Genomic DNA, 20,591 nt, shown 5'->3' on the forward strand with positions numbered 1-20,591 from the left:
CTACTTAGGCTTGCCTAAGTCAATGTGTTCCCGACGCCCTGTCGGTAAAAAGGCCCGGGTGGTTCATGCCTACGGCAAGGTCAGGATCTCCGCCCCGGCGTCCGTCACCACGAGCGTGTGTTCGAACTGCGCGGTCCGCTTGCGGTCCTTCGTCACGACCGTCCAGCCGTCCTCCCACATGTCGTACTCGTGGGTGCCCAGCGTCAGCATCGGCTCGATCGTGAAGGTCATGCCGGGCTCGATGACGGTGGTGGCGTGCGGGCTGTCGTAGTGCGGGATGATCAGCCCGGAGTGGAACGACGAGTTGATGCCGTGCCCGGTGAAGTCCCGGACCACCCCGTAGCCGAAGCGCTTCGCGTACGACTCGATGACCCGGCCGATCACGTTGATCTGGCGGCCCGGCTTGACCGCCTTGATCGCCCGGTTCAGGGCCTCGCGGGTGCGCTCCACCAGCAGCCGCGACTCCTCGTCCACCTCCCCGCACAGGTAGGTGGCGTTGTTGTCGCCGTGCACCCCGCCGATGTACGCGGTCACGTCGAGGTTCACGATGTCGCCGTCCTTCAGGACGGTCGAGTCGGGGATCCCGTGGCAGATGACCTCGTTCAGCGAGGAGCACAGGGACTTGGGGAAGCCCCGGTAGCCCAGGGTCGACGGGTAGGCGCCGTGGTCGCACATGTACGCGTGGGCGACCGCGTCCAGCTCGTCGGTGGTCACCCCCGGCGCGATCAGCTTGGCGGCCTCCTCCATCGCCTGGGCGGCGATCCGGCCGGCGATGCGCATGGCCTCGATGGTCTCGGCCGTCTGCACCTCCGGTCCGGTGTACGGAGTGGGCGCGGGCTTGCCCACGTACTCGGGCCGGCGGATGTTTCCGGGAACGGAACGGACGGGAGAGAGCTCGCCTGGTACGAGCAGCGACTGGCCAGACATGCGAGCGAGTGTATCCAGCGGGGATGGGGCAGCATGGCGACAGAGACCGGTATCGAGAGGAGCCCGACGGCGATGGCCCTGTTCAAGAAGCGTCAGGTGGGAAAACCGGGCGAGTGGTACTACTGCCTCGTCCACAACAAGGTCGAAGAAGGCCCCGACTGCCCGGCCAAGGACCGCTTCGGCCCCTACCAGAGCCCCGAAGAAGCCGGCCACGCCATGGAGACCGCGCAGGAACGCAACCTCGAATGGCAGAACGACCCCAAGTGGAACGACAAGACCCGTGAGGAGGAGGGCGAGGGCACGACGCCGTAGACCCCGCCCGGACGCCGTCCCGCCCTACCAGCGGCTGGGCGGCGGGGCGGTCAGCTGATCGGCCAGCCGCGCCAGGCGGTCCCGGAGCCGCCGCGGCCCCCGCTGCGCCGGCAGGCTGTTCTCCCCGGCCGCCGCGCTGACCAGGTGCTGCACCGTGTCCAGGTCCAGCCCCGCCGTGGTGTCCGGCACCGACAGCGCCTCGTGCGCGAGCGTCCCCAGATCCGGGTCCCCGCCGTCCAGCGCCAGCACCGTGGCCCCCGACCGGCGGGCGTCGTGGATCCGCTCCAGCAGCCCCTCGCCCGGCCGCTCCGGAGCCACCACCAGCAGCGTGTGCCCCCGCCGCGCCGCCTCCAGCCGGGTCAGCCCGACCGACAGGTGCGGCGGCTCGCCCGGCAGCACCCGGTGGCGCACCAGCGTCGGCGCCAGCTCCGGCAGCCCCGACCAGGCGGCCTCGTCCACCAGGTGCGCGGCCATGTGCCACGGCTCGTACTGCTCCGTCCCCACCAGCAGCAGCGCGCCCCCGGACGGCGACACCGAGCGCCGCAGCGAGCCGGCGAAGCGCCGGGCGTCCCGCGGCCACTGCGTACCGGCGAGCACTTCGCGCAGCAGCGCGACCCTGACGGCGTCCATGGCGGCATCCTGCACCATCCGGCCGACCGGGAGGAGCGCTTCCTTCCTCTTCGCCCTGCCCGACGGGGCTCGAACCGTCGCCTACTCGGCAGTACCCTCGCCCCCATGACTTCCTCAGACAGCACGCAGAAGCCGCCGGCCAAGGACCCCTGGGACCTGCCGGACGTCTCCGGCCTCGTGGTCGGCGTCCTCGGCGGCACCGGCGACCAGGGCCGCGGCCTGGCCTACCGGCTCGCCCGGGCCGGCCAGAAGGTGATCATCGGCTCCCGCGCCGCCGACCGGGCCGAGGCCGCCGCCGCGGAGCTGGGCCTCGGCGTGGAGGGCGCCGACAACGCCGACTGCGCGCGCCGCAGCGACATCGTGATCATCGCGGTGCCGTGGGAGGGCCACGCCAAGACCCTCGAATCCCTGCGCGAGGACCTCGCCGGCAAGCTCGTCGTGGACTGCGTGAACCCGCTCGGCTTCGACAAGCAGGGCGCCTACGCCCTCCAGGTCGAAGAGGGCAGCGCCGCCCAGCAGGCGGCCGCCCTGCTCCCGGACTCCCGCGTCACCGCCGCCTTCCACCACCTCTCGGCGGTCCTGCTCCAGGACGCCTCCGTGGAGGAGATCGACACCGACGTCATGGTCCTCGGCGAGTCCCGCGCCGACACCGACCTCGTCCAGGCCCTCGCCGCCCGCATCCCGGGCATGCGCGGCGTCTTCGCGGGCCGACTGCGCAACGCCCACCAGGTCGAGGCCATGGTCGCCAACCTGATCTCCACCAACCGCCGCTACAAGGCCCACGCGGGCCTGCGCCTCACCGACGTGTGAGCCCGCCGCCGGGGCCGCCCGACGCGGCCCCGGCAGCCCGCGCCGCCGCGCCGCACCCGCCCGGCGGCGCACCGCGGGGACGATGGGGGACACTGGAGGGGCTCGACCCCGTCCCGTGTCGCCGAGGAGCTGTGCCCGATGCCCCGCCTTGCCGTGTTCGCCGTTGTCGTCTGCGCCCTCGCCGTGGCCGCGGCCGTGATCGCCTTCGTGGAGGGCAGCTTCCTCGGGATCGTGTGGGTGCTGCTGGCCGGCCTCACGTCCAACATGGCCTGGTACTACGTGCGCAAGGCCAAGGCCGAGAAGCCCCAGAAGGTCTGAACCCCGAGGTCCGGACCCTGAGGCCCGAACGCCCGGGTCCGAACTCCGGGGTCCGGACTACTCGGCCGGGACCGCGCAGAAGAACCCGTCCGCGTCCTGCCAGAACCGGTACAGGTCGCGCCCGCAGTACGTGTCCAGGTCCGACACGCCCAGCCCGCCCAGCACCCCGGTCACCACGTCGAAGAAGAACGTGTTGACCGCCGGGATCCACAGCAGCGCGATCACGCCGATCAGCGCGAACGGCGCCAGCGGCGCCACCTCCCGGCGCACCCGGTGCGACAGCCAGGGCTCGATGACCCCGAAGCCGTCCAGCCCCGGCACCGGCAGGAAGTTCAGGATCGCCGCCGACACCTGGAGCAGCGCGAGGAAGGCCAGCGCCATCCGGAACGGCACCGGTACCCCGTCCAGGGCGCCCAGCCAGAACGGCGCCGTGCACACCACCGCGAAGGCCACGTTGGTCAGCGGGCCCGCCGCCGAGATCAGGCTGTGCTTCCAGCGGCCCCGGATCCGGTCCCGCTCGATGTACACGGCGCCGCCGGGCAGACCCAGCCCGCCCAGGATCACGAAGACCACCGGCAGCACGATGCTGAGCAGCGGGTGCGTGTACTTCAGCGGGTTCAGCGTCAGGTAGCCCTTCGAGCCGACGCTGATGTCACCGCCGTGCAGGGCCGTGCGGGCGTGCGCGTACTCGTGCAGGCACAGCGAGACGATCCACGCCGACGTCACGAACAGGAAGACGGCCAGCCCCGGGCTCGCCGCGTAACCCGTCCACACCGCCCAGCCCGTGACCGCCATGACGGCGACGACGCCGAGGAATACGGAACTGATCTGCCGCTCGCCGCGGCTGCCCTGGTGACCCATGCGGCGAAACCTATCCCGGGCCGTGCGCGGGCAGGAGTGCGGGTCCGGCGACAATGGGCCGGTGCGTTACGCGATTCTCGGCACCGCCCAGGCCCTCCGCGACGACGGGAGCACCGTCGCCGTCGGCGGCCCACGCCTGCGGGCCCTGCTGACCGCCCTCGCCCTGCGCCCGGGACGGGCCGTCCCGCCCGCCCTGCTCGTCGCCGACGTATGGGACGCCGAGCAGCCCGCCGACGCCCCCGCCGCACTCCAGGCGCTGGTCGGACGGCTGCGGCGGGCCCTCGGACCCGGGGCCGTGCGCTCCGCCGAGGGCGGCTACCTGCTCGACGCGCGCCGCGAGGACGTCGACCTGTACCGCTTCGAGCGCCTGGTGCGGGAAGCCGCCGCCGCGTCCGGCCCCGCCCGGGCCGCCGCCCTCTACGACGAGGCCCTCGCCCTGTGGCGCGGCCCGGCTCTGGCCGACCTGCCCGACCCGGCCGCCGAGTCCGCCCGCTGGGAGGCCGTACGCGCGGACGCGCGCCGGGGCCGGATCGCCGCGGCCCTGGAGCTGGGCGAGGCCCCGCAGATCCTGCCGGAGCTGGCCGAACTGTGCGCCCGCCGGCCGCTGGACGAACCCCTCCAGGTGCTCCGCATCCGGGCCCTGCGCGACGCGGGCCGTCCGGCCGAGGCGCTGGCCGCGTACGAGGAAGTCCGCCGTGACCTCGCCGCCCGCCTCGGCGCCGACCCCGGCCCGGCCCTGCGCAGCCTCCACACGGAACTCCTCACCCCGTCCCCCGGCCCCCACAGACCCGGCCCCGGCACCCCCGCGCCCAGTACCCGCCCTCCCGGCGACGGGGCCGGGACCCCGGGCGGCGGTACTCCGGCCGGCGGTACTCCGGCCTCCGCGCCCGCCACCGGCCCCCAGGGCCCCGCCCCCGCAGGCCTGGAGGCCGGTGGCGGCGGTGGCGGCCACCACCCGCAGCAGCCGGAGGCCGTCCCGGGAAACCTCCGGGCGCGGCTCACCACCTTCGTCGGCCGGGAAGAGGACATCCGGGTCATCGGCCGCGACCTCGGCCGCGCCCGGCTGGTCACCCTGCTCGGCCCCGGCGGCGCCGGGAAGACCCGGCTGTCCCAGGAGGCCGCCGAGGCCCACGCCCCCGACGGCTGGCCCGACGGGGTGTGGCTCGTCGAGCTGGCCCCCGTCGACGATCCGGAGGACGTCGCCGAAGCCGCCCTCACCGCGCTGGGCGCCCGCGAGACCAAACTCCGCGCCGCCGAGGAGCTGCGGGCCCTGACCGACCGGACCGGCTACAACCCCCTCGGCCGCCTCGTCGAGCACTGCTCCCGGCGCCGGCTCCTGCTGCTCCTTGACAACTGCGAGCACGTCATCGGGGCCGCCGCCGAGCTCGCCGAACGCCTCCTCACCCACTGCCCCGGCGTCCAGATCCTGGCCACCAGCCGCGAGCCCCTCGGCGTGCCGGGGGAGTTCCTGCGGCCGGTGGAGCCGCTGCCCGACCCGGTCGCGCTGCGGCTCCTCGCCGACCGCGGGGCCGCCGCACGCCCCGGTTTCTCCCCGGCCGACGACCCGGCCGCGGCCGCCGAGATCTGCTCGCGCCTGGACGGGCTCCCGCTGGCGATCGAGCTGGCCGCGGCCCGGCTGCGGCTGCTCACCCCGCGCCAGATCGCCGACCGTCTCGACGACCGGTTCCGGCTGCTGACCGGCGGGGCCCGGACCGTCCTGCCCCGGCAGCAGACGCTGCGCGCGGTCGTGGACTGGTCCTGGGACCTGCTCGACGAGGCCGAACGGGCCGTCCTCACCCGGCTGTCCGTCTTCGCCGGCGGCTGTGACCTCGCGGCCGCCGAGGAGGTCTGCGCGGACCCCGCGTACGACGTCGCCGACACCCTCGGCTCCCTCGTCGACAAGTCCCTCGTCGTCGCCGCCCCCGGCCCCGACGGCACCGGCATGCGCTACCGCCTCCTGGAGACCGTCCTGGAGTACGCCGCCGAACGCCTCGCCGCCCGCGGCGACGACCGCGCCGCCACCGAACGCCGCCACCTCGTCCACTACCGCGAACTCGCCCGCACCACCGAACCCCTGCTGCGCGGCCACGGCCAGCGCGCCGCCGCCGACCGCATCACCACCGACTACGAGAACCTCCGCACGGCCCTGCGCCGGGCCGTCGCCGCCCGCGCCGCACACGAAGTGCTGTGCCTCGTCCACTCGCTGGTCTGGTACTGGCACATGCTCGACCTGCGCACCGAGTCCCGCCACTGGTCCGACGCCGCCGTGGCCCTCGGCCCCGACCCCTTCGCCGAGCCCGCCACCCCCGCGCAGCCCGTGTACGGACGCGTCGTGGACGCGCCCCCGCCCTACAGCGGCGAACTGCTCACCGAGGCCTGGCGCGGCATCCACATGATCCGGCTGGCCGCCCGCGACCAGACCAGCGACTCCTGGAACACCCCCGAGGTCCACGCCCAGGTCAAGGCCATGCTCGCCGTCTACCGGCCCGGACTGCCGCAGACCTGCCGCCCCCCGGCCGGACTGTGGGTCTACGCCGTGATGATCGCCGGGGACGCCGGCATGCTCCAGCGCGTCCTGAACGACACCGTGGACGTCTCCCGCGAACTGGGCTACGCGTGGGAGCTCGCCTCCGCGCTCCAGCTGCGCGCCAACGTCCTCGCCAACCGCGCCGACTGGGGCGGCGACGCCAGCCGCGACGCCGACGAGAGCCTGGAGCTCTTCCGCGCGCTCGGCGACGACTGGGGCTGCGCCGAGGCGCTCTCCGCGCGCGCCGAGTCACTGGAGAAGCGCGGCCGCTACGACCTGGCCGCGCGGGACTTCCGCGCCGCGATCGAGCACGCCGAACGGCTGGGCGCCAAGGCCCAGGTGACCGTGCTGCGGGTCCGGATGGCCGGCACGCTCGTCGAGAACGGCCGGGCCGAGGAGGCCGAGGAGATCCTCAACGAGATCCTCGAACACGTCCGGCACTACCGCAACGAGGCCATGCCCGCCGCCCGGATGTTCCTCGCGGGCATCCTGGGCCGCACCGGCCGCATCCCCGAGGCCCGCGCCCAGCTCCGGTCCCTGCGCGAGGAGTTCGCCCTCGGCGCGTACGCCATCTTCGACGTGTTCCTCCTCGCCACCGCGGCCTGGCTGGACAACCAGGAGGGCAAGTACGCCGACGCGCTCACCGTGATCCGGCAGGCGGCCGCCGCGGCCCGTGATCCGCTGGCGATGATGGTCGCCCCGCAGCTGCCCGCCGTGTTCCTGCTGACGGCGGCCGTCTCCCTCGCCGGCCTCGCCCCGCCCGGCGGGCCCGGCCGCGCGGACGACGCGGCACGGCTGCTCGGCGCGTACCGCAGGCACCTGCCGCCCGGGCACGTCCCGGTCACCACCGAACGCGACGACGCCGCCCGCGCCGAGGAACTGGCGCGGGCGGCACTGGGCGACGCGGCGTACGAGGCCGCGTACGCCGAAGGCGGTGACCTCACCCTGGAGGAGGCCACCGCCCTCGTCTGACCCGGCCCCCGGTCGGGGTCCGTCCGGGACGCGATCCGAACGGACCGGTCCGCGGATCAGGTCTTCTGGCGGAACTTGCGGACGGCGAGCGGCATGGTGACCGCCGTGATGGCGACGGACCAGGCCAGCGTCATCCACACCGAGTCGCCGACCGGAGTGCCGTTGATCAGGGCACGGGCGGCGTCGGCCAGGTTGGACAGCGGGTTGTAGTCGGTGAAGCTCTGCAGCCAGCCGGGCATGGTGGACGGCATCGCGAAGATCGAGCTGCCGAACTGGAGCGGCATCAGGACCAGCATCGCCATGCCCTGGACGGCCTGCGCGGTCTTCATGGTGAGACCCAGCAGGATGAAGATCCACATCAGCGAGGCGCCGAAGACGACCGACAGACCGATCGCGAAGAACAGGTCCAGGACCGAGCCGTCGATCGACAGGCCGAGGAGGAAACCGACGCAGAGCAGGATCGTGATGGCGATCAGCATCCGGCCGATCTCGACGACGATCTTCGCGAGGAGGACGGACGACCGGGCGATCGGCATGGACCGGAAGCGGTCCATCACGCCCTTCTTGAAGTCGTCGTTGACGCCGGTGCCCACCGCCATGGCGATGTTCATCCCCATCATGGCCATCAGGCCCGGGACCAGGTAGCTGACGTACGCGCCCTGGTTGCCCTTGCCGGAGACCGCGCCGCCGAAGACGAACACGAACAGCAGCGTGAAGATGATCGGCATGAACAGGACGTCGAACATCGACTCGGGGTCCTGCTTGATCTGCAGGGCGTTGCGGCGCACCAGGGCGCCGATGTGCCGCAGGTTGGCCCGCAGGCCGATCCGGCCCTCGCCGGACGGTACGGCCGCCGGAGCCGGGACGGCCGCGGTGTCGGCGGGCTGCTTCGTCGTGGTTACGGTGCTCATGCCGCGACCTCCTGATTCTTCTCGGTGTGCTCGGCGGGAACGGACTCCCCGATCGAGGACGGCTTCTGCCCGGTGATGGACAGGAACACCTCGTCGAGGCTGGGCAGGTACGTACCGAGGTCGGCGATCGCGTACCCGCGGGCGGCCAGCAGCCCGACCACGGCGGTCAGCTGCTCGTCGCTCAGGATCGGGACCAGCAGCACGCCCTCGTCCGGCACGGCCTGGGAGCCGGCCACGCCGTCCAGACCGGCCTCGGCCAGCGAGCGGGCCATGCCCGGCAGGTCGGAGGGGTCCGCCGGGCGGATCTTCAGGGTGCGGCCGCCGACGCGCGCCTTCAGCTCGTCGACCTTGCCGTTGGCGATGACCTTGCCGCGGTCGATGACCGTCAGCTCGCTGGCGAGCTGCTCGGCCTCCTCCATGTACTGGGTGGTCAGCAGGACGGTCGCGCCCTCGGCGACCAGCCGCTGGACCTCGTCCCACACCTCGTTGCGGGTGCGGGGGTCGAGACCGGTGGTCGGCTCGTCCAGGTAGAGGACGGCCGGGTTGCCGATCAGCGAGGCGGCCAGGTCGAGCCGCCGGCGCATGCCGCCCGAGTAGTTCATGGCGGCCTTCTTCGAGGCCTCCGTCAGGGAGAACCGCTCCAGCATCTCGTCGGCGCGCAGCCGGGCGTCCTTGCGGGACAGGTCCAGCAGCCGGCCGATCATGTACAGGTTCTCCCAGCCGGAGAGCTTCTCGTCGACCGAGGCGTACTGGCCGGTGAGGCCGATGGTCCGGCGCAGCTGCCGGGGCTGGCGGACCACGTCGAACCCGGCGACCCGGGCCGTGCCGGCGTCGGGGATGACCAGGGTGGAGAGGCAGCGGACCAGGGTGGTCTTGCCGGCGCCGTTGGGGCCGAGGACCCCGAGGACGGTGCCCTCGCGGACATCGAGGTCGACACCGTCGAGGGCCTTCGTCTCGCCGTAGTGCTTGACCAGACCCCGCACTTCCACGGCGTTGGGATGCTTGTCGTTTCGCGTCATGCCGACCATGGGACCATCCGCCACTGACAAAGCCCCGACATGCGGCCGACAAGCAGCCGACAGCAGACCGACAGCCGGCCGACGGCCCGGCGACGATCCTGGTCGCCGGGCCGCCTCCGCGCCTAGTGGAAGGCGTGCTCCTCCTGCGGGAACGTTCCGCCGACCACGTCCTCGGCGAAGGCCTTCGCCGCGTCGCCCATGGTCTGGCGGAGGTTCGCGTACTGCTTCACGAACCGCGGCATCTTCCCGCCGGTCAGCCCCATCATGTCGGTCCACACCAGCACCTGCGCGTCGCACTCCGAGCCCGCGCCGATGCCGACCGTCGGGATGTGCAGGGACCGGGTGACCTCGGCGGCCAGCTCGGCCGGGACCAGCTCCAGGACCACCGCGAAGGCACCCGCGTCCTGCGCCGCCTTCGCGTCGCGCAGCAGCTGGTGCGCGGCCTCGTCGCTGCGGCCCTGCACCCGGTAGCCCATCGCGTTCACGGACTGCGGGGTCAGACCCAGGTGGGACATGACCGGGATGCCGGACTGCACGATCAGCTCGGTCTGGGCCAGCGAGCGCTCGCCGCCCTCCAGCTTGACCGCCCCGACCCCGGCCTCCTTGACCAGCCGGGTCGCGCTGCGCAGCGCCTGCACGGCGCCTTCCTGGTAGGAGCCGAACGGCAGGTCGCCGACGATCAGGGCCCGGCTGGTGCCCCGTACGACGGCCGCCGACAGCAGGGTCATCTCGTCCATCGTCACGGGGACGGTGGTCTCGTAGCCGAGGTGACAGTTGCCCATCGAGTCGCCGACGAGCATGACCGGGATGCCGGCCTCGTCGAACACCGACGCGGTCATCGCGTCGTAGGCGGTGAGCATGGGCCACTTCTCGCCGCGTTCTTTGGCGAGGGTGAGGTCGCGGACGGTGATGCGCCGGGTGCCCGTGCCCCCGTACAGGGTCGGAGAGGCTTCGCGGGCAGGCGAAACGGCATGCGACATTGCAACTGCTCCTTGTGTCATCTCGAGGCGCCCTCACGGCGTCCCCGGACTCACCCACCATGGTGGCACCCGTCCCGCCCGCGGCGGAAGTGCCACGGAGGGGACACGATGACCGGTCCGTCACACTCCCGGCGCGCCTCCGGCCACGCCCGAGCGAATGTGCGCGTTTCGTGACAAGCGGAACCCCGGCCGCACGGCCGTTCGTCCCTCCGGTTGTATGGCCGCTACGGACGGCACCGAAGGCTCCGTGCATCGCCTAGGGTCAAGGGGCGGGGACGGAGCGCGAGCACGGCAGCGAGGACATGGGCATGGCACAGGCGTACATGACGGAGACGGGGAACGGCGGCTCCGAGCCGGGGCCCTCGCGATCCGGTCTCCGGCGCCGGCTGGCCGGACTGAGGCACGACCGGGGCATCTGGAAGCGCGGCATCGTGACCGCCGCACTGGCCGTACTGACGTCGCTGGTGATGATCCTGCACGCGGAGCTGCCCAACGACGTCGGCAACCTCGGCAGCCTCACCGAGACGTTCCTGCCCTGGCTGGGCGTCATGGTGCCGCTGCTGCTGGTCGCCGCCGTGATCCGCAAGTCCGCCACCGCGCTGATCGCGATACTGCTGACCGCCGCGGTCTGGACGAACCTCTTCGCCGGACTGGTCACCGACAAGTCGGGTCCCGGCGGCAACCTGACGGTCGCCGCGCACAACGTCGACGCCGACAACCCGGACCCGCGCGGCACCGCCGAGTCCGTGGCGAAGTCGCAGGCGGACGTGCTGGCGCTGACCGAGCTCAAGGCGAGCGCCGTCCCCGTCTACGAGAAGGCGCTGGCGAGCACGTACAAGTACCACGCCGTCGAGGGCACGGTCGGCGTGTGGAGCAAGTACCCGCTGACCTCCAGCAAGCCAGTCGACATCCGGCTCGGCTGGGTCCGGGCCATGCGCACCACCGTCGCCGGCCCCACCGGTGCCATCGGCGTCTACGTCGCCCACCTCCCCTCGGTCCGGGTCAAGCTCAACGCCGGTTTCACCGCCAACCAGCGCGACAACAGCGCCGACGCGCTGGGCGCGGCCCTCGCCGCCGAACCGCTGCGGAAGGTCATCCTGCTCGGCGACCTCAACGGCACCATGAACGACCGGGCCCTGTCCGAGGTCACCTCGCAGATGCGGTCGACGCAGGGCGCGGCGGGCGACGGCTTCGGCTTCAGCTGGCCCGCGCAGTTCCCGATGGCCCGCATCGACCAGATCATGGTGCGCGGCATCAAGCCGGAGGCCTCCTGGACCCTGCCGCGCACCGGCAGCGACCACCTGCCCATCGCCGCGAAGCTCACCGTCCGCCCATAGTCCCCGTACGCGACGGGCCCCGGCGCTTCCTCGGAAGCGGCCGGGGCCCGTCGCGCGTACGGGCGGGCTACGCCTGCTCGCGCCAGCCGTTCGTGATGGGCAGCCGGCGGTCCTTGCCGAAGCCCTTCGCGGAGATCTTCGTGCCCGGCGGGTACTGGCGGCGCTTGTACTCCGCCGTGTCGACCATCCGCAGGGTGCGGGCGACGAGCTCGCGGTCGAAGCCGGCCGCGACGATCGCCTCGAAACCCTGGTCGCGGTCCACGTAGAGGTCCAGGATCGCGTCCAGCACCGGATAGTCCGGCAGCGAGTCCGTGTCGACCTGGCCCGGGCGCAGCTCGGCGCTCGGCGGCTTCGCGATGGAGTTCTCCGGGATCGGAGGGATCTCGCCGCGCCCGGCGGCGGCCCGGTTGCGGTACCGGGCGAGGCGGAACACGTCCGACTTGTAGACGTCCTTGATGGGGCCGTACGCGCCCACCGAGTCCCCGTACAGGGTGGAGTAGCCGACGGCCAGCTCGGACTTGTTGCCCGGGGCCAGCACGAGGTGGCCCTCCTGGTTGGACACCGCCATCAGCAGGGTGCCGCGCAGCCGGGACTGGAGGTTCTCCTCGGCCAGGCCGGTCAGGCCCAGTGCTCCCATGTAGGCGTCGAACATCGGCTCGATCGACACGGTGCGGAAGTTGAGCCCGGTCCGCTCGGCCAGGTCCGCGGCGTCGCCCCGGGAGTGGTCCGAGGAGTACTTCGAGGGCATCGAGATCCCGTACACGTTCTGCGCGCCGACCGCGTCGCAGGCGACGGCGGCGACGAGCGCGGAGTCGATGCCGCCCGACAGGCCGATCAGGACGGAGTGGAAACCGTTCTTCGTGACGTAGGCGCGCAGGCCGACCACGAGCGCGTCGTAGATCTCCTCGTCGTCGTCGAGGCGGTCGGCGTACCCGCCGGGGACCACGGGCTCGTACGGTTCCACCGGCTCCTCGGAGAGGATCACGCGGTCGATCCGCAGACCGTCGCCGACGACGCCCTCGGGGGCGTCCGGGGCGGCGGCCGGGAGGTCCAGGTCCACCAGTACGCAGCCCTCGGAGAACTGCGGGGCGCGGGCCACGACCTCCCCGGAGGCGTCCACGACGATCGAGTCGCCGTCGAAGACCAGGTCGTCCTGGCCGCCCATCATCGCCACGTAGGCGAGGGTGCAGCCGGCCTCCTGGGCCCGCTTGCGGACCAGTTCGAGGCGCACGTCGTCCTTGTTGCGCTCGTACGGGGAGGCGTTGACGGAGATCAGCAGACCGGCCCCGGCGGAGCGGGTGGCCGGGACCCGGCCACCGTCCTGCCAGAGGTCCTCGCAGATCGCCAGGGCCACGTCCACGCCCCGGACCCGCACGACCGGCTGGGTGTCGCCCGGCACGAAGTACCGGAACTCGTCGAACACGCCGTAGTTGGGGAGGTGGTGCTTGGCGAAGCGCAGCACCACCCGGCCGCCGTGCAGGACGGCGGCCGCGTTCTCCGGGGAGCCGGCCGGCTTGCCCAGGCGGGGCACGGCCTGCTCGGTGCGGTCGAGGTAGCCGACGACCACCGGCAGCTCGCCGAGGCCCTCGGCGGCGAGGCGCTCCGCGAGCTCGCGGAGCGCGGTGCGGGAGGCCTCGACGAAGGAGCCGCGCAGGGCGAGGTCCTCGACGGGGTACCCGGTCAGCACCATTTCCGGGAACGCCACCAGGTGAGCGCCCTGCTCGGCGGAGTGCCGGGTCCAGTGGACGACCGAGTCCGCGTTGGCGGCGATGTCGCCGACGTGCGCGTCGATCTGATTCAGAGCGAGACGAAGTTGAGGCACGGAGCCCAGTCTAATCGTCTTTCTGACGCGATGTTCTGGGCTCCGCGCGGATCAGCCGATCGGGCCGCTGAACTTCGCGTCCGGCAGGAGGATGCCGGGGGAGACCTGGGCGTTGATGTTCCTGGTCCCCGCGGGCACCTCGTAGGCGATCGTGCCGGTGGCGGTCTCGCCCGGCTTGACCGTGCCGGAGATGTCCTTGGGCATCCGCCCGTCGTAGACGAGCTTGCCCTCGTTGCCCTTCTCGTCCGTGACGTCGGGCACCGCGTAGATGACCTCGTGCGGCTTGTCGGTGGTGTTGGTGATCGTCATGGTCACCTGGACCGCGTTGCCCACCTCGATGTACTCGCTGCTGGTGACGTACTTCTTCGGCGACGACAGGCTCACCTTGATGCCGTTCGGGTACGTGAACGTCTCGCCGAACGCCAGCGGCGTGCTCAGGCCGGGGCCCTCGCTGGGGACCGCGGGCGGCAGGCCGTACGACGGGATCGCGTACGGCTCGTCCCGCTGCGCCTCCTCGATGCTCTGCTCGACCCGGTCGGACGCCTCGTGCAGGACGGCGACGGTGAGGAACCCGCCGCCGACGGAGGCCAGGAGGCTGAGCCCGCCGAGGACCGTGCCGGCCAGGGCCATGCCCTTGCGCGGGGCGCCGGAGCGGGCCTGGGCCATGGCGGCGATGCCGATGCCGAGGCCGGTCAGGCCGATGAGCGTGCCGATCCAGAAGAAGAACGGCGCGAAGCAGACCGGGAGGGCGACGAGGCCGAGGACCAGGGAGGCGACGGCGAGCCCGTTGGCGGCCCGGGGGGCGGGCGGCGGGTAGCCGGTCTGGCCCGGATATCCGGGGTAGCCGGGGTAGCCCGGACCCCCGCCGACAGGGCCGGCCGGGGCTCCCCAGGCGTTGGCCGGAGCCCCGTAGCCCCCGACGGGCGGGGCGGCGGGCGCGGGCGTGAGCGGCGCGAACTGCCCGGCGGGCGCGGGCGCGCCGGGCGCGGGCGCCGCGAAGGGGTTGTGGTCGGCGGGGGCCGACGGGGCCGCGGGTGCGGCGGGCGGCGGGGTCACTGGGGCCGGCGAGGGCGACGGCGACGGCGTCACGAGCGTCGGGGTGGCGGGAGCCGCCGGGGTCACCGGAGCGGCCGGAGCCGCCGGGGGCGGCGTCACGGGGGCCGGGACGGCGTCGGCCGGAGCCGGGGTCTTGCTCAGCGAGGGGGCCGCGTCGGCCGGGGCCGCGTCCTGCGGGGCCGGGGCCTTCGACAGGGAGGGCGACGCCGGGCCGGGCCCGGCCGGGGGCCGCTTGTCCAGCGACGGCCGCGCCGGGGTCTCGGGTATGGGCGTGCCCTCGGGCTCCGTCGGCGGACCGGCGGGGCTGCTGGGCGGGTTCGGGGGCGTGCTCATACCTGGGGCGTCCTCGGCGGTGGGTGGGCTGGGGGCCTGCGTGCGTCAGCCTGCCACGGCCGGGCAGCCCCACCAACCGACTTGGCGGCCCCGGCCCGCCCGCCCCGCCCCGGTCGGGGCGAAATGCCCCGGTTCACCCGGCCCGCCGCGTGATCGCGCCGTGCGGTACGGGCACGCGTCCGCCCGCCCGTACGTCTTTCCTGTCGTGGGACCCGGTCGGCCGTCTGGTGGGCTACGGCCGAGGCCCCGGCCCCGGATCTGCTTAGGATTAGTCACACTATGCGTACGAATGGCAGCAACGGCCCCGCCGCCCCGAGCGCCTGGCCCGTCGCCACCCTCATCGGTCTCGGCGCCGCCGCCTACACCGCGTGGGTGCTGGAAGTCGTCCTCTCCACCGGTCTCAACCCCATCGAGACCTACGTCAGCGAGCTCGCCGCGCAGGACCAGCCGCTCGGCGGCCTCTTCCGCGCCACCGACTTCACCGCCGGCGTCCTCGTCTTCCTCGGCGGCCTGCTCGCCCTGGCCCGGCTGCCGCGGTACGCCGAGTCCCGCCGCCCCTGGGCGGTCATCGGCTGGGCCGGCGTCACCCTCTTCGGCGCGGCCACCGCCGCCGACGCCTGGCTGCCGCTGAGCTGCGCGCCCACCGTGGACCCCGAGTGCGCCGCCCGCGAAACCGCCGGACTGGTTCCCGCCACCCATCAGGCCCATGCCGTCAGCAGCAGCCTCGCCATGACCGGCGCCCTCACCGGCATCGTCGCCCTCACCGTCGCGGCCCGCCGCTACGGCTGGTTCGCGCCGCTCGCCCGCTACGGCCCCGCCCTCGTCGCCCTGGAACTCCTCGCCACCGCTTGGACCCTCACCGCCATCGCCCTCTACACCGCCGGGCACGGCACCTGGGCCCTCGGCGCCGGACAGCGGCTCCAGGTGCTGCTCGTGGCGCTCTGGCTGGGCCTGCTCGCCCACTCCGTCCACCGGGAGCGCCGTACGTGAGCGGCGCCGCCGGACGCTTCGTGCGCGTCGACGGGGTCCCGCTGCACGTGGTCGTCGAGGGCAGCGGACCGGTCTGCGTCCTGGCCGCCGGACTGGCCATGGCCTGGTTCGACTGGGAGCCCGTCGCCCGGCTGCTCGCCGCCCGGGGCCGCACCGTGGTCCGCTTCGACCGGCCCGGACACGGACTGAGCGGACCGGCCGCCGAGCCCCCGGGCGCGGCCGGCGAGGCCCACCGGATCGCCGCCCTCCTCGACGCCCTCGGCCCGGCCGGCTCCGGTCCCGTCACCGTCGTCGGGCACTCCATCGCCGGATTCCACGCCGAGGCCTTCGCCCGCCTGTACCCGGAGCGCACCGCGGCCGCCGTCCTCCTCGACTCCAGCGTCGAGGAGGACCCCCGTACGCTCCTGCCCGCCGCCTGGCGCACCGGCGCCGCCCGGGCCGTCGGCCGCGCGGTGACCGCCGCCGGCCTTCCCGCAGCGCTCGGCCCGGCCGCCCGCGCCCTCGTCGTACGGGCCTCCCGGACCGGCGGGGGCGACCCGGCCCCCCGGGACCTCGTACGCCGCTGCTACCGCACCGGGCGCGTGTGGCGGGGGGCGCTGCTGGAGAACTCCCGCTACCCCGACATGGCCGCCGAGGTGGCCGCCCTGCGGGAGACCCGGCCCACGGCCGTGCCCTTCACCGTCCTCGTGGGCCACCCCGGCGGCGCCGGGCGCGGGGCCCTGCGCTGGCTCGCCCGCCAGGAGGCCCTGGCCGAGCGGCTCGGTGCCCGCTTCGAGGTGGCCGAACCCGCCGGCCACCTCGTCATGCTGGACCGCCCGCACCAGGTGGCGCGGGCGGTCCTGGAAGCGGCGCGGCCCCGTCAGCCCCGCGCGTAGACCTGCTCCGCCCAGTCGGCGATCTGCTTGTCCGAGAGGTGCCGGGCCAGGTCGGCCTCGCTGATCATGCCGACCAGCTTCTTGTCCCTGATCACGGGCAGCCGCTTGATCTGGTGGCTCTGCATCTCCTCCAGCACCTCGGAGACGTCCGCGCCCGCGTCGATCCAGCGCGGGGTGCCCTTCGCCATGTCGCCCGCCGTCACCTTCGACGGGTCGTGGCCCTTGGCCACGCAGCCGATCACGATGTCGCGGTCGGTCAGGATGCCGCAGAGCCGTTGCTCGGCGTCGCTGATGGGCAGCGCGCCCACGTTGAGGCGGCTCATCAGCTGAGCGGCCCGGTCCAGGGTCTCGGTGGCGGGAATCCACTGGGCCCCGGGGTGCATGATCTCTCCGGCGGTGGTCATGGGTGAACCTCCTGAGCACGCCGTCGCGGCGGGCGCGGACGCGTCCGTCCCGGCCTCCCCATCCTCGTTCGCCCGTTCGGGCTACGCGACTCCACACGAAGCGGACGCGCCCGTACGAGTGGCGAGGGCGACCCCCTCCCACCTGCGTACGGGCGCGTCCCGACGGGCCCCGCGTCAGCCGCGCGGCGCCGCCCCGCGCTGCCGCAGCATGTCCGCCATCAGGGTGAGCTCCGACTGCTGGGCCTCCACCATGCCCTGGGCCAGCGAGCGCTCCGCCGGGGTCTGGCACTGGCGCGCGCAGCCCTCGGCCATGGCGACCCCGCCCTTGTGGTGGTCGGTCATCAGCTGGAGGTAGAGCACCTCCGCGTCCCGGCCGCCGGCGGCGCCGAGCCGCGTCAGCTCCTCCTTCGTGGCCATGCCCGGCATGATCGCCCCGGACCCGGCGGGCGGCGCCGGCGCGGCGGAGTGACCCGCGTGCCCGCCGTGGCCGCCCCCGGACGTCCCCATCCACGCCATCGGCGGCTCGTCGGCCACCACCTTCGGCAGCCCCCACAGGTCCAGCCAGCCCAGCAGCATGCCGCGCTGGTTGGCCTGCGTGTTGGCGATGTCGTAGGCGAGGCTGCGGACCGGCTCGTCCTGGGTGCGGTCCCGGACGAGGAAGGACATCTCCACCGCCTGCTGATGGTGCGTCGCCATGTCCCGGGCGAAGCCCGCGTCCGGCGAGTGCAGGGCCGGCGAACGGGCCGCGTCGGAGCCGCCGCCCGAGCCGCTCGCGGTGGCGACCGTGGCCCCCACCGCGAGCAGCACCGCCAGGACGACGGCCGCGCCCGCGGCCCAGTACGTACGGCTCACTTGTCGGCCAGCCCGTTCGTGCAGGCGGCGCCCGGCTCCGGGGTCTGCGCGCCCATCACGTACTTGGTGAAGAACTGCTCGACCCGGGGGTCGGCCGCACCGTCCACGGTCACCTGCTTGCCCCACGCGCTGAGCATGATCGCGCCGGTCTGCTCCTTGACCGGGCTCATCAGCGTGTACGGGGTCTTGCCCACCTTCTCGGCGAGCTTGTCGAGGTCGGCCTTGGGGGCCTTCTCGTTGTACGTCACCCAGACCGCGCCGTGCTCCAGCGAGTGGACGGCGTTCACCTCCGGCACCGGGTTCTTGTAGACGTCGCCGTTGCAGTTCATCCAGCGGGGGTGGTGGTCCCCGCCGACCGGCGGGTTCATCTCGTACTTGACCGGCGTCTCGACGTGGTTGCGGCCGAGCTTCTTCGCGTCCCATTCCTGCTCGCCGCCGACCGGGTTCTTGATGGCCGCGGCCTTGGCCTTGTCCGCGGCCTCGTCCTTCTGCTTCTGGTCGATCATCACCCACGCGGCGAAGCCGACGAGCCCGGCGACGACGGCCGTCGAAGCGGTGATCGCGATGGCCTTGTTACGCCGGTCGCGTGCTTTGTCGGCGCGGCGCATCTCGGCTATGCGTGCCTGGCGGGAGTGCTGGTCGGACGTCCTGCTGGCCATGTGCCCTGGTTCCTTCTGCTGAGGGGGGTGTCGGGGTGGAGCCTGTGCTGCTGTGCGGTGGGGCGCCGGACCCGTCAGGTCCGCAGCACCTGCAGGGCGTGCAGGTCGGGGGCCCGTGCGAGCGTCCCGGGCGGCCGTACGGGCCCCGCGGACGCCGTACGCACGGCGGGTCCGGGCCCGGCCCCCGCGACGGCCACGGCGGGCGGCGGGGCGGGCAGGACGGCCGGTGTCACGTGGGAGAGCGGCGAACAGCCCGGCAGGTCGTACGGGGACGCGCAGACGGCGTGCGGAGCCTGCGCCCGTACGGGATCCGGCACGTGCGCGTCGGCGGGCCGCACGCACAGGAACGCCACGCCGGCCGCCACCGCGAACGCGATCAGCAGGAGGACGGCGGCCCGGCGCACGGGCGGCCGCCCGCGGTCCCCGCGCCCGATGTGCTCCCCAGCCCCCATGGGCGCCGATGGTAATGCTCATGACGGGCCTGCGGTCAGTGCGGGGTGTCATCACCTTTCGGGGGTGCGTAATGTGGCGGAAACCACCGCTGGCGATACTGGGCCGGCCCGACTGTGCCCCCCTGCTCCTCGGGGCGGTGGTGCACAGGCCGTCTGAACTGCGAGGATGAAGGCATGGACAAGCAGCAGGAATTCGTCCTCCGGACGCTCGAGGAGCGAGACATCCGCTTCGTGCGCCTGTGGTTCACCGACGTACTGGGCTTCCTGAAGTCCGTCGCGGTCGCCCCCGCCGAGCTGGAGCAGGCCTTCGACGAGGGCATCGGTTTCGACGGCTCCGCGATCGAGGGCTTCGCCCGGGTCTACGAGTCCGACATGATCGCCAAGCCGGACCCGAGCACCTTCCAGATACTGCCGTGGCGCGCCGAGGCCCCCGGGACCGCCCGGATGTTCTGCGACATCCTCATGCCGGACGGCTCCCCGTCCTTCGCGGACCCCCGCTACGTCCTCAAGCGGATCCTCGCCAAGACCTCCGACCTGGGCTTCACCTTCTACACCCACCCGGAGATCGAGTTCTTCCTGCTGAAGGACAAGCCGCTGGACGGCTCCCGCCCGGTCCCGGCGGACAACTCCGGCTACTTCGACCACACTCCGCAGAACGTCGGCATGGACTTCCGCCGCCAGGCGATCACCATGCTCGAATCCATGGGCATCTCGGTGGAGTTCAGCCACCACGAGGGCGCGCCCGGGCAGCAGGAGATCGACCTGCGCTACGCGGACGCCCTCTCCACGGCCGACAACATCATGACCTTCCGCCTCGTCATGAAGCAGGTCGCCCTGGAACAGGGCGTCCAGGCCACCTTCATGCCGAAGCCGTTCTCGGAGTACCCGGGTTCGGGCATGCACACCCACCTGTCCCTCTTCGAGGGCGACCGCAACGCCTTCTACGAGTCGGGCGCCGAGTACCAGCTGTCGAAGGTGGGCCGCTCCTTCATCGCGGGCCTGCTGAAGCACGCCGCCGAGACGGCCGCGGTCACCAACCAGTGGGTCAACTCGTACAAGCGGATCTGGGGCGGCTCCTCGCGCACCGCCGGCTCCGGCGGCGAGGCCCCCTCGTACATCTGCTGGGGCCACAACAACCGCTCCGCGCTGATCCGCGTCCCGATGTACAAGCCGGGCAAGACGGGCTCCTCGCGCGTCGAGGTCCGCTCGATCGACTCGGGCGCCAACCCGTACCTGACGTACGCCGTCCTCCTCGCGGCGGGCCTCAAGGGCATCGAGGAGGGCTACGAACTCCCGGCGGGCGCCGACGACGACGTGTGGGCCCTGTCCGACGCCGAACGCCGCGCGATGGGCATCGAGCCCCTCCCGCAGAACCTCGGCGAGGCCATCTCCCTGATGGAGCGCAGCGAACTGGTCGCCGAGACCCTCGGCGAGCACGTCTTCGACTTCTTCCTCCGCAACAAGAAGCAGGAGTGGGAGGAATACCGCTCGGAGGTCACCGCCTTCGAACTCCGCAAGAACCTCCCGGTGCTGTAGCCGCAGGT

Annotated in this window: 20 protein-coding genes; 8 read left to right on the forward strand and 12 right to left on the reverse strand. The window is 73.1% G+C overall.

Annotated features, from left to right (window positions below; genetic code table 11):
* Window positions 1-69: 69 nt before the first annotated feature.
* Window positions 70-927, reverse strand: coding sequence for a type I methionyl aminopeptidase (gene map, locus ABZZ17_RS18980; protein ID WP_356877425.1), 858 nt, complete (start codon window positions 925-927; stop codon window positions 70-72).
* A gap of 72 nt (window positions 928-999) precedes the next feature.
* Between map and ABZZ17_RS18985 the strand changes: the two genes are divergently transcribed.
* Window positions 1,000-1,239 carry a hypothetical protein gene (locus ABZZ17_RS18985; protein ID WP_356877499.1) on the forward strand — a complete coding sequence of 80 codons (240 nt, stop codon included), beginning with the start codon at window positions 1,000-1,002 and terminating at the stop codon, window positions 1,237-1,239.
* A gap of 24 nt (window positions 1,240-1,263) precedes the next feature.
* Here ABZZ17_RS18985 and ABZZ17_RS18990 read toward each other — a convergent pair whose 3' ends face one another.
* Window positions 1,264-1,869 (reverse strand): hypothetical protein, encoded by a 606-nt coding sequence (locus tag ABZZ17_RS18990; protein ID WP_356877427.1) that lies wholly within the window; start codon window positions 1,867-1,869, stop codon window positions 1,264-1,266.
* Window positions 1,870-1,974: 105 nt separating this feature from the next.
* Between ABZZ17_RS18990 and npdG the strand changes: the two genes are divergently transcribed.
* Window positions 1,975-2,679, forward strand: coding sequence for an NADPH-dependent F420 reductase (npdG, locus tag ABZZ17_RS18995; RefSeq protein WP_356877429.1), 705 nt, complete (start codon window positions 1,975-1,977; stop codon window positions 2,677-2,679).
* Between the two features lie 138 nt (window positions 2,680-2,817).
* Window positions 2,818-2,997 (forward strand): hypothetical protein, encoded by a 180-nt coding sequence (locus ABZZ17_RS19000; protein ID WP_356877431.1) that lies wholly within the window; start codon window positions 2,818-2,820, stop codon window positions 2,995-2,997.
* Window positions 2,998-3,054: 57 nt separating this feature from the next.
* On the opposite strand, the gene ABZZ17_RS19005 is transcribed toward ABZZ17_RS19000, so the two are convergent.
* Window positions 3,055-3,858 (reverse strand): site-2 protease family protein, encoded by an 804-nt coding sequence (locus ABZZ17_RS19005; protein ID WP_356877433.1) that lies wholly within the window; start codon window positions 3,856-3,858, stop codon window positions 3,055-3,057.
* Here ABZZ17_RS19005 and ABZZ17_RS19010 point away from each other — a divergent pair.
* Window positions 3,857-7,357, forward strand: a complete 3,501-nt coding sequence (locus ABZZ17_RS19010; protein ID WP_356877435.1) for a BTAD domain-containing putative transcriptional regulator — start codon at window positions 3,857-3,859, stop codon at window positions 7,355-7,357. The genes ABZZ17_RS19005 and ABZZ17_RS19010 overlap by 2 nt on opposite strands.
* A gap of 56 nt (window positions 7,358-7,413) precedes the next feature.
* Here the strand turns inward: ABZZ17_RS19010 and ABZZ17_RS19015 are convergent, their stop codons facing one another.
* The 3 genes from ABZZ17_RS19015 to panB all read right to left on the reverse strand — a co-directional run bounded on the left by ABZZ17_RS19015 (window position 7,414) and on the right by panB (window position 10,288).
* Window positions 7,414-8,268, reverse strand: coding sequence for an ABC transporter permease (locus ABZZ17_RS19015; protein WP_356877437.1), 855 nt, complete (start codon window positions 8,266-8,268; stop codon window positions 7,414-7,416).
* Window positions 8,265-9,287, reverse strand: coding sequence for an ATP-binding cassette domain-containing protein (locus ABZZ17_RS19020; RefSeq protein ID WP_356877439.1), 1,023 nt, complete (start codon window positions 9,285-9,287; stop codon window positions 8,265-8,267). Before ABZZ17_RS19020 ends, ABZZ17_RS19015 begins: the two co-directional genes overlap by 4 nt.
* A gap of 122 nt (window positions 9,288-9,409) precedes the next feature.
* Entirely contained in the window at window positions 9,410-10,288 is an 879-nt protein-coding gene (gene panB, locus ABZZ17_RS19025) for a 3-methyl-2-oxobutanoate hydroxymethyltransferase (RefSeq protein ID WP_356877441.1), read from the reverse strand.
* A gap of 287 nt (window positions 10,289-10,575) precedes the next feature.
* Between panB and ABZZ17_RS19030 the strand changes: the two genes are divergently transcribed.
* Window positions 10,576-11,604, forward strand: a complete 1,029-nt coding sequence (locus ABZZ17_RS19030; RefSeq protein WP_356877443.1) for an endonuclease/exonuclease/phosphatase family protein — start codon at window positions 10,576-10,578, stop codon at window positions 11,602-11,604.
* A gap of 67 nt (window positions 11,605-11,671) precedes the next feature.
* On the opposite strand, the gene ABZZ17_RS19035 is transcribed toward ABZZ17_RS19030, so the two are convergent.
* Window positions 11,672-13,426: an NAD+ synthase gene (locus ABZZ17_RS19035; RefSeq protein ID WP_356877445.1), complete on the reverse strand. Its 1,755-nt coding sequence runs from the start codon at window positions 13,424-13,426 to the stop codon at window positions 11,672-11,674.
* A 51-nt stretch (window positions 13,427-13,477) separates the two neighbouring features.
* Window positions 13,478-14,815, reverse strand: a complete 1,338-nt coding sequence (locus ABZZ17_RS19040) for a DUF4190 domain-containing protein (RefSeq protein ID WP_356877447.1) — start codon at window positions 14,813-14,815, stop codon at window positions 13,478-13,480.
* A 279-nt stretch (window positions 14,816-15,094) separates the two neighbouring features.
* On the opposite strand from ABZZ17_RS19040, the gene ABZZ17_RS19045 reads away from it, so the two are divergent.
* Complete coding sequence (locus tag ABZZ17_RS19045) at window positions 15,095-15,805, forward strand: DUF998 domain-containing protein (protein ID WP_356877449.1); 711 nt, start codon at window positions 15,095-15,097, stop codon at window positions 15,803-15,805.
* Entirely contained in the window at window positions 15,802-16,680 is an 879-nt protein-coding gene (locus tag ABZZ17_RS19050) for an alpha/beta hydrolase (RefSeq protein ID WP_356877451.1), read from the forward strand. Before ABZZ17_RS19045 ends, ABZZ17_RS19050 begins: the two co-directional genes overlap by 4 nt.
* Here the strand turns inward: ABZZ17_RS19050 and ABZZ17_RS19055 are convergent.
* The 4 genes from ABZZ17_RS19055 to ABZZ17_RS19070 all read right to left on the reverse strand — a co-directional run bounded on the left by ABZZ17_RS19055 (window position 16,665) and on the right by ABZZ17_RS19070 (window position 19,047).
* Complete coding sequence (locus tag ABZZ17_RS19055; protein ID WP_356877452.1) at window positions 16,665-17,084, reverse strand: CBS domain-containing protein; 420 nt, start codon at window positions 17,082-17,084, stop codon at window positions 16,665-16,667. The genes ABZZ17_RS19050 and ABZZ17_RS19055 overlap by 16 nt on opposite strands.
* Window positions 17,085-17,258: 174 nt before the next feature.
* A complete protein-coding gene (locus ABZZ17_RS19060) occupies window positions 17,259-17,936 on the reverse strand; it encodes a DUF305 domain-containing protein (RefSeq protein ID WP_356877453.1) in 678 nt (225 codons plus the stop codon).
* Entirely contained in the window at window positions 17,933-18,595 is a 663-nt protein-coding gene (locus ABZZ17_RS19065) for a DUF3105 domain-containing protein (protein WP_356877454.1), read from the reverse strand. Before ABZZ17_RS19065 ends, ABZZ17_RS19060 begins: the two co-directional genes overlap by 4 nt.
* A gap of 74 nt (window positions 18,596-18,669) precedes the next feature.
* Entirely contained in the window at window positions 18,670-19,047 is a 378-nt protein-coding gene (locus tag ABZZ17_RS19070; protein WP_356877455.1) for a hypothetical protein, read from the reverse strand.
* Between the two features lie 174 nt (window positions 19,048-19,221).
* Between ABZZ17_RS19070 and ABZZ17_RS19075 the strand changes: the two genes are divergently transcribed.
* On the forward strand, window positions 19,222-20,583 hold the full coding sequence (locus ABZZ17_RS19075) for a glutamine synthetase family protein (protein ID WP_285542283.1): 1,362 nt from the start codon (window positions 19,222-19,224) through the stop codon (window positions 20,581-20,583).
* Window positions 20,584-20,591 lie beyond the last annotated feature (8 nt).

The sequence above is a fragment of the Streptomyces sp. NPDC006512 genome, from assembly GCF_040611935.1.
Lineage (GTDB): Bacteria > Actinomycetota > Actinomycetes > Streptomycetales > Streptomycetaceae > Streptomyces.

Bases quoted from the DNA above. Each gene is read 5' to 3' on its own strand.
- ABZZ17_RS18990 (WP_356877427.1), bottom strand. From the start codon at position 1,869: ATGGACGCCGTCAGGGTCGCGCTGCTGCGCGAAGTGCTCGCCGGTACG.
- ABZZ17_RS18985 (WP_356877499.1), top strand. From the start codon at position 1,000: ATGGCCCTGTTCAAGAAGCGTCAGGTGGGAAAACCGGGCGAGTGGTAC.
- ABZZ17_RS19010 (WP_356877435.1), top strand. From the start codon at position 3,857: ATGCGGCGAAACCTATCCCGGGCCGTGCGCGGGCAGGAGTGCGGGTCC.
- ABZZ17_RS19005 (WP_356877433.1), bottom strand. From the start codon at position 3,858: ATGGGTCACCAGGGCAGCCGCGGCGAGCGGCAGATCAGTTCCGTATTC.
- map (WP_356877425.1), bottom strand. From the start codon at position 927: ATGTCTGGCCAGTCGCTGCTCGTACCAGGCGAGCTCTCTCCCGTCCGT.
- panB (WP_356877441.1), bottom strand. From the start codon at position 10,288: ATGACACAAGGAGCAGTTGCAATGTCGCATGCCGTTTCGCCTGCCCGC.
- ABZZ17_RS19030 (WP_356877443.1), top strand. From the start codon at position 10,576: ATGGCACAGGCGTACATGACGGAGACGGGGAACGGCGGCTCCGAGCCG.
- ABZZ17_RS19000 (WP_356877431.1), top strand. From the start codon at position 2,818: ATGCCCCGCCTTGCCGTGTTCGCCGTTGTCGTCTGCGCCCTCGCCGTG.
- ABZZ17_RS19075 (WP_285542283.1), top strand. From the start codon at position 19,222: ATGGACAAGCAGCAGGAATTCGTCCTCCGGACGCTCGAGGAGCGAGAC.
- npdG (WP_356877429.1), top strand. From the start codon at position 1,975: ATGACTTCCTCAGACAGCACGCAGAAGCCGCCGGCCAAGGACCCCTGG.
- ABZZ17_RS19045 (WP_356877449.1), top strand. From the start codon at position 15,095: ATGCGTACGAATGGCAGCAACGGCCCCGCCGCCCCGAGCGCCTGGCCC.
- ABZZ17_RS19065 (WP_356877454.1), bottom strand. From the start codon at position 18,595: ATGGCCAGCAGGACGTCCGACCAGCACTCCCGCCAGGCACGCATAGCC.
- ABZZ17_RS19070 (WP_356877455.1), bottom strand. From the start codon at position 19,047: ATGGGGGCTGGGGAGCACATCGGGCGCGGGGACCGCGGGCGGCCGCCC.
- ABZZ17_RS19015 (WP_356877437.1), bottom strand. From the start codon at position 8,268: ATGAGCACCGTAACCACGACGAAGCAGCCCGCCGACACCGCGGCCGTC.
- ABZZ17_RS19040 (WP_356877447.1), bottom strand. From the start codon at position 14,815: ATGAGCACGCCCCCGAACCCGCCCAGCAGCCCCGCCGGTCCGCCGACG.
- ABZZ17_RS19020 (WP_356877439.1), bottom strand. From the start codon at position 9,287: ATGACGCGAAACGACAAGCATCCCAACGCCGTGGAAGTGCGGGGTCTG.
- ABZZ17_RS19055 (WP_356877452.1), bottom strand. From the start codon at position 17,084: ATGACCACCGCCGGAGAGATCATGCACCCCGGGGCCCAGTGGATTCCC.